At 70.3% G+C, this 3,119-nt stretch carries 3 protein-coding genes; 1 reads left to right on the forward strand and 2 read right to left on the reverse strand.

Annotated elements, in window-relative coordinates; translation table 11 throughout:
- Positions 1-206: 206 nt before the first annotated feature.
- A complete protein-coding gene (locus AC2CJA_RS25645; RefSeq protein ID WP_484605053.1) occupies positions 207-410 on the reverse strand; it encodes a hypothetical protein in 204 nt (67 codons plus the stop codon).
- A gap of 144 nt (positions 411-554) precedes the next feature.
- On the reverse strand, positions 555-1,121 hold the full coding sequence (locus tag AC2CJA_RS25650; RefSeq protein WP_484605054.1) for a Uma2 family endonuclease: 567 nt from the start codon (positions 1,119-1,121) through the stop codon (positions 555-557).
- Positions 1,122-1,352: 231 nt separating this feature from the next.
- Here AC2CJA_RS25650 and AC2CJA_RS25655 point away from each other — a divergent pair.
- Positions 1,353-3,119: thioredoxin domain-containing protein (locus AC2CJA_RS25655; RefSeq protein ID WP_484605055.1), on the forward strand; the 1,767-nt coding region annotated here is incomplete at its 3' end.

Here is a 3,119-nt window from a genome sequence, read left to right on the forward strand (position 1 = left end):
CACGAAGCCTCTGGTGGAGACGGATTTCTTGGTCGAAAACCCATCTACCAGGGGCTTCACCTGTCTGTCACCCCAACTGCCCCTCCAGCCGAACAGGTTGGAAAGAGCTCACTGTCACTTGCACAAGAAGTGGGGTGTTGGGATCGATGAACCGCTCGACCTCACGGTCGTGGCGCGCATGGATGGTCGGCTGGTGGTCGCACATGTCAGCTCGTGCCTGACTGCGGTGCCAAGGCTTTCCAGTCCGTGACCGGCGCGCTCGTGGCGTCGACGGCAAGGCGGGGCAGTCGTGGCCCGTTCGCGTCGATGAACCTCAAACCGGATGCCGGGACCTTGGTCAGCCGCAGATAGCCGCCCCGGTTGGTGTGATCTTCTGCCAACGTGACCTTGATCAATTCCTGACCGGGCATGGCTGAACGATCACTTAAGAGCCGGCATGGCATCCACAGGTGGTGCATCCGGTCCGAAGGCGGGGAGTGTTCCGATCGGTCCGCGAACGACGGCTGCCCGGGCGCTACCGATCAGCTGTCGAAAGCGGGAAGACCTCTCCGTCCTTACATGACACCAAGAACGACGGTGATGGAGAAAGGCGCGGTGGCCTTCACCGTGCCGGTGAACATCTCGCCGTCCCGGTAAGCCTTGGTAGCGGGGTCGAGGATGTAGGTGTACACGATCGGAACGCCGGTGGCGGCCTGCTCGACGCGCCAGTAGAAGGGGATGCCGGCCTTGGCGTACTGATCCACCTTCACGATCCGGTCGGTGGTCTCCGAGCCGGGCGACACGACCTCGACGACCAGGAGTACGTGCTCGGGGCGGGTGGGCGTGAGGTCGATGGTCTCCGCCCGGTAGACGATGACGTCCGGGCGGCGGTTGGTGAGCGGAACGTCCTGCAGGCGGACGTCGAAGTCCGTGTCGGCGTTCCAGTCCGGGCCCGCGGCGTCGTCCAGGGCATTGGCCAGGATTCGGGCCAGCCGGTTGTGCCGCTTGGAGGCGCTCGGGCTCACGACGACCATCCCGTCCACGATCTCGATGCCGGCGCACTGCTCCTCGGACCAGGAGTCGTACTGTTCCGCGCTGATCTGCGTGTGCATCCACGCGGGCGCCACCATCTCGGCGGTCATGAAGTACCTCCTTCGAGGACGAGGTGCTGCTCGACTCAGCGTACTGCCCGCTTCCGTTCGGGCACCGGCTTCGGATCGGGGTAGAGCCTTCGGTGTTCGCCGGGCGACCGGGTCGCAAAAGGGGCGATCCGCATTCACCACGTGATGGCGCATGAGTGCAAATCGGCCAAGCAGGGCGGGGGCTTGCGGGCTGAACCGGCAGGACCGTGTCGGCGTGAGAGGCTGGGTCGTATGAACCGGTTGGCTGGTGTGACCTCACCTTATCTGCTTCAGCACGCCGACAACCCGGTCGACTGGTGGCCGTGGGGACCCGAGGCGTTCGAGGAAGCGAAACGGCGCGATGTACCCGTACTGCTTTCGGTCGGTTACTCTGCGTGCCACTGGTGTCATGTGATGGCCGAGGAGTCCTTCGAGGACGAGGCCACCGCCGAGTACCTCAACGCCCACTACGTGTCCGTCAAGGTGGACCGCGAGGAGCGCCCGGACGTCGACGCCGTCTACATGGAGGCGGTCCAGGCCGCCACCGGGCAGGGCGGCTGGCCCATGACCGTCTTCCTGACCCCGGAGGGCGAGCCGTTCTACTTCGGCACCTACTTCCCGCCCGGGCCCCGGCACGGGATGCCCTCCTTCCGCCAGGTGCTGGAAGGGGTGCGCGCCGCCTGGGCCGACCGGCGCGAGGAGGTCGCCGAGGTGGCCGGGCGGATCGTGGCGGACCTGGCGGGTCGGAGCATCGGCTACGGCGACGGCGGGGAGGCCCCCCGCCCGCCCCGGCCGGAGGAACTGGGCGCGGCACTGCTCGGGCTGACCCGCGAGTTCGACGCGCGGCACGGCGGCTTCGGCGGCGCGCCGAAGTTCCCGCCGTCGATGGTGCTGGAGTTCCTGCTGCGCCACCACGCCCGCACCGGCTCCGAGGGCGCGCTGCAGATGGTGGAGGCGACCTGCGGGGCGATGGCGCGCGGCGGTCTCTACGACCAGCTCGGCGGCGGCTTCGCCCGCTACTCGGTGGACGCCGCCTGGATCGTGCCGCACTTCGAGAAGATGCTCTACGACAACGCCCTGCTGTGCCGGGTGTACGCGCATCTGTGGCGTGCCACCGGCAGCGAGCGGGCGCGGCGCGTCGCGCTGGAGACGGCCGACTTCATGGTCCGCGAACTGCGTACCCCCCAGGGCGCCTTCGCCTCCGCGCTGGACGCCGACAGCGACGACGGCACCGGGCGGCACCGGGAGGGCGCGTACTACGTGTGGACGCCCGCCGAACTGCGCGAGGTCCTCGGGGAGGAGGACGCGGAGCTGGCCGCCACCCACTTCGGGGTGACCGGGGAGGGCACCTTCGAGGAGGGGGCCTCCGTCCTGCGGCTCCCGGACACCGACGGCTCCGCGGACGCCGGGCGGATCGAGTCGGTGCGCCGCAGGCTGCTGGACGCCCGGTCCGCGCGTCCGCGCCCCGGCCGGGACGACAAGGCCGTCGCCGCCTGGAACGGGCTGGCGGTCGCCGCGCTGGCCGAGACCGGCGCCTACTTCGACCGTCCCGACCTGGTGGAGGCGGCCACCGCCGCCGCCGATCTGCTGGTCGCCGTCCACCTCGATACGGGCGGACGTCTGGCGCGCACCTCCCGCGACGGCGCCGCCGGTCCCGGCGCCGGGGTGCTGGAGGACTACGGCGACGTGGCCGAGGGCTTCCTCGCCCTGTACTCGGTGACCGGCGAGAGCCGCTGGCTGGAGCTGGCCGGCACCCTGCTGGACACCGTGCTGACGCGCTTCACCGCCGCCGACGGCACCCTGTACGACACCGCCGACGACGCCGAGCGGCTCATCCGCCGCCCCCAGGACCCCACCGACAACGCCGCGCCCTCCGGCTGGACGGCCGCCGCCGCGGCCCTGCTGTCCTACGCCGCCCACACCGGGTCCTCCCGCCACCGCGAGGCCGCCGAGCGGGCGCTGGGCGTGGTGACGGCGCTGGCCCCGCGCGTGCCGCGCTTCACCGGCTGGGGGCTGGCC

The sequence above is a fragment of the Streptomyces sp. ATLC9 genome (assembly GCF_057196705.1).